Annotated in this window: 6 protein-coding genes; 1 reads left to right on the forward strand and 5 read right to left on the reverse strand. The window is 46.9% G+C overall.

Annotated features, from left to right (window positions below; translation table 11 throughout):
- Nucleotides 1-92: 92 nt before the first annotated feature.
- The gene (locus Q1A54_RS09060; RefSeq protein ID WP_299986893.1) at nt 93-1,151 is read left to right on the forward strand and encodes an acyltransferase; all 1,059 of its coding nucleotides are present in this window, start codon (nt 93-95) and stop codon (nt 1,149-1,151) included.
- A gap of 16 nt (nt 1,152-1,167) precedes the next feature.
- On the opposite strand, the gene Q1A54_RS09065 is transcribed toward Q1A54_RS09060, so the two are convergent.
- From Q1A54_RS09065 to Q1A54_RS09085, 5 genes are all read right to left on the reverse strand, one after another.
- A complete protein-coding gene (locus Q1A54_RS09065; RefSeq protein ID WP_299986895.1) occupies nt 1,168-2,085 on the reverse strand; it encodes a pseudouridine-5'-phosphate glycosidase in 918 nt (305 codons plus the stop codon).
- A 151-nt stretch (nt 2,086-2,236) separates the two neighbouring features.
- Entirely contained in the window at nt 2,237-2,671 is a 435-nt protein-coding gene (locus tag Q1A54_RS09070) for a hypothetical protein (RefSeq protein ID WP_299986897.1), read from the reverse strand.
- Nucleotides 2,672-3,075: 404 nt separating this feature from the next.
- Nucleotides 3,076-5,661, reverse strand: coding sequence for a DUF4132 domain-containing protein (locus tag Q1A54_RS09075; protein ID WP_299986899.1), 2,586 nt, complete (start codon nt 5,659-5,661; stop codon nt 3,076-3,078).
- A 2-nt stretch (nt 5,662-5,663) separates the two neighbouring features.
- A complete protein-coding gene (locus tag Q1A54_RS09080) occupies nt 5,664-6,053 on the reverse strand; it encodes a hypothetical protein (RefSeq protein ID WP_299986901.1) in 390 nt (129 codons plus the stop codon).
- 286 nt (nt 6,054-6,339) lie between these two features.
- Nucleotides 6,340-6,885 (reverse strand): dihydrofolate reductase family protein, encoded by a 546-nt coding sequence (locus Q1A54_RS09085; protein ID WP_299986903.1) that lies wholly within the window; start codon nt 6,883-6,885, stop codon nt 6,340-6,342.
- Between the last annotated feature and the right edge of the window lie 176 nt (nt 6,886-7,061).

A 7,061-nucleotide genomic window follows, 5' to 3' on the forward strand; every position in this document is an offset into this window, starting at 1 on the left:
ACATTATAAATCCAGGCCGTATCAGCCAGGCAGCGGTGCAGAAGGAAACAGGTAATGTCCTTAGGCCTTCAGAGCCGTATTTGATTATCGTTATGAACAGACTTCTATTCTTAGACGCTTTAAGGGGCATTGCCGCACTCTCAGTGGCCCTTTTCCACTATACTTCCGTTTACCGCAGCCTTTACGGCCACAGCTTCTCCCCTGCTTTCGACTTCGACTACGGTTTGTTTGGGGTGGAACTCTTCTTTATGATCTCAGGCTTTGTGATCTTCTTCAGTTTCGACAGGATCAAGAGCGGAAGCGAGTTTCTCTTTAACCGCGGCATCCGGCTTTACCCGACTTACTGGTTCAGCATGATCACAACTTTCGTGGTGGTGCAGACATTTGGCCTGCCCGGCTTAGAGACTACCTTCACCGACATGCTCGTTAACCTGACCATGTTCCAGAAGCTGGCCCGCGTACCAGACGTGGACGGTGTATACTGGTCGCTGTTTTCGGAATGGATGTTCTACCTGATGATGCTTGGCCTGTTCATGACCAATAACCTGAAGCGTATTTTGTGGGTGGGTCCGGTATGGGTGCTGCTGAGCCTGGTGCATAAGTATGGCGTTAGCTTTGGTCCGGTCGGTGCCATCCTGAACCTATACCATGGCGTGTTCTTCTATGCGGGCATCCTCTTTTACCTGCTTATGAAGCAGCCCGAAAAACGAAACATTGTGCTTGCTCACCTGCTCTTCTGCATCGCCGTGATAGTGGCGTTATACCTGCCGGAAGGACTTCCGCATACGCTCGTGGTTATTTCCTTCTTCGGGGTATTTTACCTGGGGTTGATTGGCAAAATGGACTTCCTGGTGAACAAGGTGCTGCTTTTCCTGGGCAGTATCTCCTATGCACTCTACCTGATCCACCAGTTTGTAGGTTATGTGATCATCAATGAGACGAAGCACTTATTCGGCGATAGCCTGCTGGTGATCGTGCCACCACTAGCCATCACACTTACAGCGGCCTGGCTGATTACAGCCTATGTTGAAAAGCCGGTCGTAAGCAGACTCAAAACATGGTACAAACAACGGTCAGGCCATACCTTGCCACAGGAGAAGAAAGTACCCGTCAGTGGATTTGCAAAGCCCGAAACTGCCCCTACTAAATAGGTATAGCCGGTCAGAGCTAAACTCCAGGCTCGCTATAAGCTACCGCTATTTCTGCTCCCAACCGGGAATTGTGCCTGATCAGCGCGATATTGGCTTCGAGGCTTTCGCCCTGGCTATGCTCAGCGATATACTTTAATAGAAAAGGAGTAACGGCCTTGCCCTTGATGTGCTGCTGTGCGGCGGAGTGCAAGGCCTGGGTGATATACCATTCCATTTCGGGCGCAGGCACTTCAAACTTTTTAGGTATGGGATTCGCTATCAGTGCAGCTCCATCCAGCCCCAACTCCCATTTGGTGCGTAGCAGGCCCGCAATTTCCCGGGCAGAGTCCAGTCGCAGTGGAGAGGCAAAACCACTCTGACGGGAATAAAAGCTGGGGAAGGCATCCTGGCCGAAAGTAACAACTGGTATCCCTTTCGTCTCAAGATATTCCAGGGTCAGCCCTATATCTAGGATCGACTTCACGCCCGCTGATACCACCGCTACGGAGGTCTGCCCCATTTCAGTCAGGTCTGCCGAGATATCCATGGTGGTCTCTGCTCCCCTATGCACACCCCCGATCCCGCCTGTAACGAACACCCGTATACCTGCCATAGCGGCAATGCGCATGGTGGCAGCGACCGTTGTAGCGCCATCAATTTTCTGACTGATGACGTAAGGCATATCCACCAGGCTCACCTTCCAGACATCCTTCGCCTGGCCCAGGTGCTCGATCTGCTGCTTCGTAAGACCTATGCAGCACTTGCCGTCCAGTATAGCAATGGTAGCAGGTATAGCACCCGCTCCCCGAACCACCTCCTCAACCTCCAGGGCCGTCTGCACATTTTGCGGGTAAGGCATGCCGTGGGCGATGATCGTAGACTCGAGGGCCACGACAGCTTTGCCTTGAGCCAGGGCCTGCTGCACTTCGGGGAGTATTTGGAGGTAAGGGTTCATGGAATGATTGGTGTCCGGTGTTGCTTCTTTGATTTTGTGCAGGTATGCTAAGCCAGCAGCCCGAGCACATCCAGTACCGTGAAAGCAGTTGGTTGTCCCAAATTGCCAGTATTCAGGAAAATTGTTGGGGCGCCACCCGTATTTAGTCGTACTATTGAAGCAGGTATACTATGTAATCGTACCCTGTATGCGAAGGCAAATGTGAATAATACTTAAACTGATCTTTAGATTCTTCCGCGACAGTGAATAAGGCGCCATCAATGGTAAACTGTTTGGTATCCTTATCATAGGTATATGACATAGTTCTGATGACTGGCTCTTTACTTTCACATTTCACTTTGCCTTGGTCCACCGTTAACTTGCCATTTGAGTCAAACGTAATCAAATCATCTTTTGAGCAATCTGGCCAAGGGTTGTAAAAAATCCTTCCAGGAGGGTTTGAATTCATATTCCTATCAACTACTCCTCTCTTCCAGGTTTTTGATACCAGCAGGTTGGCAGGTGCGTTTTCATCATCGTCTGCACATGAACTCAGAAGGAAAAGAACCAACATCATGTTGATCAGAATCAGTGTTTGCCTCTTCATAGATTATATCACGTAATTGATTTTTTGCTAAATGATTAAAGGAATATTAGCTACCCCAACTGTGCCATGTGCTGAGTATGGTATTGCGGGTTGATTTCCTAAAGTCAATACTTTAAGATAAGTCTAAGATATAAAATTCCAATGAAATAAGATTGGGCAATCAGAGAGTGTCACAAAGCTCTGGGTTGTTCCGGGGACTTCCATAACAAAAGAACTACAATATAAATATTGATTAGCTTCAGGCAGTGCCGCCTGTTTGCTCTTTGAGGATTATCTTCATGTATGATAATGGTACTTGCTAATCTTGTATCTAACTTTCCCATAACCATGTCTCGCTACCCATCGTCCCAGATGACAACGAATAGGTCCATGCAGCTTGTCCTTCAAAAACTGTTACACCTATACTACTTCCGGCTGATTTGTGAAGTAATGGTGGAGTCGGTAATCTTGTCGTCCTCTGCCAAAAGGAATGCCTTGGATAAAATAATAGATAAGCCATTATCTCCCTCAAAAGGCAGGAACACATTCTCTGTCACAATCTTCTGACTCCTATCCGGCACTATGCACAGGTACTGGTCATTCGGCTCCATCAGGATATTGGTGCTGCCAATGTGTATTTTATAGGTTCTCAGCTTCCCTTTCACCACCAGGAATTTGTCCTGAATGGTTGCCACCTTGCTTATCTTCAGGCGAGGAACCAAGCCGGTCAGTATTTCCTTGCGGTTTTTGGCTACTTCGGAGAGGTCACCGAATGAATAGGATGTCCAGTAGTCACGGTAAGCTGGCACGCCTCCTGAGTCATTCCAGGTAGGATCATTCCCGACACTCGCTACCCCAACAAACAGATCGACATCACGGAGCACTTCCGAGAAAGGTACCGATGGAATGTCAATCAGGTCTTTGGTTTGATTCGTAGCGGTGTCAGTAAACCGTATCTGGTCTGTGGTAATGAAGTTCCAAATGCCAGTATCATTGAAAGCATCCTCGGCATTCAGTTCATTCACCCAATACTCTGCCTTCAGCCCATATTCCGGTAGCTGTAACTCTGCTGCCTCATTAAAGCGCCCGTCATCATAGGCCCCCATGAGGGAGTACTTCCAGCCACGGGTTTTGGCCAGCATGTTAAACTGGTGCTGCTTGAGCACATGCGCTGCCATCCGATAGCTGTAAGTCTTGGTTCGCACCTCTGCCTCGGTGAGCAGGTATACCTCCCGAAAAGCCTGCTTCAGGGGCTGCTGCAAACGGTTCTCAATCAGAAAGTCACGCCACTGCCTGATGTCCTCCACAGTATGCACAGCAGGGTGCCACATGGATACCTGGACATTCTCGTTAGGTATAATTACTTCATTCTCCTTTGTTATCCACTGGTCATTCAAGAAGATGGCCGAAACGACGCTATCATCAAAAGTGAAATTCCAGATAAGCTTTTTAGTCAGATAAGCCATCAAGCCGTGCTCCAGGTATAGCTTTCTGAAATTTCCAAAATGCCACTTTCTTTCTGAACGGAGCATGCGATCTAGCCTGTCCCGCTGGGCAGAAGTCGTCTGGTCGATTTGCTTTTGGGTATCTTTTACTTTTTTCAGCTTTACTTTATGCCTCTCCTTCACAAAAGCAGGCACTGATTTTTGCGGCATGCCATCTGGCTTAAACCAGTTCAATTCTGATTTTCCAACACCAGTTATTCGTACTGTGCAGGTATAGTCGTCAAACTGGTAGGTTCTTGCACCTTCCGCCAAGCCAAAGTTCTCTACTGCCAGGTCTTCTATCTCGTGTGTCGATACTCCCTGCTCCAGCGCAGCAGCATCTATGTATTTGCCGATGGCTTGTTGGGTGCTGCTTTGCTTAATTCGAAGCTTCAGTCTGGAGAGGTGGCCTACCCCGTCCAGCCCCTTTGACTTATACAGCGTAAACAGACAGGCATTTCCTACTGCGGCAGCGGCAGGTCCTTTGCCTGGAATCTTTCTGTAACACCTTTCGGCCAATTGTGCCAGATTTTGTAGTGTGGCATTATCATGAAAATGTGCACACATCCAGATAAAGCCTTTGATGGCTTCGATGTTAACCGAACTCAGGTATTCCGAGTTGGTGTAGGTATAGGTTCGGCCGCCATAACTGCTGGTATGTTCGGTCGTCTTCTCTTTCAGCTGAGTCAGGAAGCTAAACCAGTCGTTTACCATTCGCTTAAACTTATCCGGTCCCAGTTCTTTGAACAAGGCTTTGGTATCGGCTAAGTATTTGTTTGATGGCTTAGATCCTGTCGCTTTCTGCGCTTTGGTAAGCAGCTGGTACCAGATCTGCCGCTCTTGCTCCAGCAGCGATTGGATGGTTGTATTGGCGTATTCAGAGAACCCATCCTGCCCAAGAAAGCAAGTAGGTTTGATGCTTTTGCAATCCTGCGATTTAAATAAAAGGGTATCTATTCTTTCCGTCAGTTTTAGCTTCTGCTTCTCATAAAAGCTGTCATCTATCTTCTGAATTTGATCCTTTAAGGTATTCAATGACGCTTCCATCCTTTCAGAAACCTCTTTTCCCTTATACTGCCGATCCACCTGGGTCAGCAAAGGAGCAATAGGCCAGGCATTAACTACTCCCCAATGCCATTTTTTGCTCTTCCCGAAGGCACCAACCAGTTTCTCTACATCCTCATCACCTAAAGCAAGCTTTGTTCTGAATAGCTGTGCAAGGTATGCTTCTCTTACAATATTATTTTGATACGTCGCATCCTGTGAGAAATAGCTGCTTCTGTTATTGTGATAGTCGCTTATTTTGCTTGCACAGTAAAGGGCAAAATCCATCTTCTCCTTATCAGGCCACTTGGCAACCTTATCTTTATAGACAGAGTTGTCACTCAACTTTATCCCCCAGGAGTAGTCCCTCGTTTGTTCATGTTCCTTGAGGGTATCTTCGATGAGTTTATCGTATTCGCTATAACCGTTCGCGATAGAGTTCACCTTGGTCAGCGTATCTTTCAGTTTGTCTAATATGCCCATAATCAGCCTCCTACTAAAGGGGTAAGTTTCAAAAAGCTGATCTTGGTGTCGCTACGAAGGATGACTTCCTGCTCAAGCGACTCAGCCTGCACGTCATCAACCAACACAAAAAAGCCATTTTTCTGAAATGCATCTAAGGCCACATAGGCTTGCTCCTCGGCATCAATCAGCTTTCTGGACCTCAGTTTGTACCCGTTCAGCGTTTTTTCAGCATCGGTTGGCTCCACCAGACCCTGATAAAACTCCGGAAATCTGGTGTTATAGTCCTCTACCTCCCAAATCACCCGTGCCATAATAATGTCTTTAACCGACATCCTGTCATTGCCAAACTCCAGACTTAGTTCATTCAAAACCTTGCCTGTGAATGTTTCATCTTTGATTGTGATTACCATAGCCTGTTTTCTCGATCTGATCTTTTAAAATCTGCCTGCTGTATGGTTGAGAAGATCATTTGCGATCCCTCGACCTAACTGCACGGTATTAAATATAGTAATTTAACTATTAGGAGCATGAGACAGATTGCCTAAAACGAAAAAAGGCCCCGGATTATGCCGAGGCTCTTCATTGGAGATAACAATAAATATGGATTACTGTACAGGGATAGGTTTTGACTAACGCCTGCATAAGGTACCATGTGTGATCATGGCAGCTTATTACTTATACCTGACGAATCTAAACTCAACTTACATGACTGTAGATAAGCTGTACCACCCCGGATCTAAACCTATTTACCTCTATCAGATCAAGGTTTATTCTTTCTTTCAAGTCTTGAAAAAGTGGTTTGCCTGCCCCTAAAGCGGTAGGGTGCACGGAAATCCGGTAAATATCGATCAACCCATGCTGTATAAAAGTTGTTATAAGTTTTGCGCCACCATACAGCCAGATGTCTTTGCCGTCCTGCTTTTTGATCTCGGCAATCTTTTCGGGTATTCCTGAGGAAATAAAAGTGACATTTCCGTCCTGTTGCGCTTTGCTAGTGAAAACAATCTTCTTCTTAGAGTGAACAGCCGTCCAGATGGCCCTCTCCGTTTCGCTTGCGTTGGGTTCTGGCTCAAAGTTGCCCCACATCTCATAGCTTACCCGGCCATAGAGGATAGTGTCTATACCTGACAGAAAGCCCTGGAAGTTCATGTCATCGTCCATGACACACCAATCGACTTCACCATTCGATCCTTCAATGTATCCGTCGAGGGTTATAGCCAGATCTAAAATTACTTTTCGCATAGGTTGGAGGTGTTGTAATATGTTGGGTAAGGCTATTAAAAGTGAACGTGCTGGTGCAGGCAACGGGTAAGGCGTTAGCCGAATATGAGGCCTGTTCTTTGTTGCACTAAACCTTCGGTAGCTGGTTTTAAAAAGCAGCGGATAAGGGCTATCTTTTGGAATCACACTTAACTCTT

Source organism: uncultured Pontibacter sp. (assembly GCF_947502515.1).
Classification (GTDB): Bacteria; Bacteroidota; Bacteroidia; order Cytophagales; family Hymenobacteraceae; genus Pontibacter.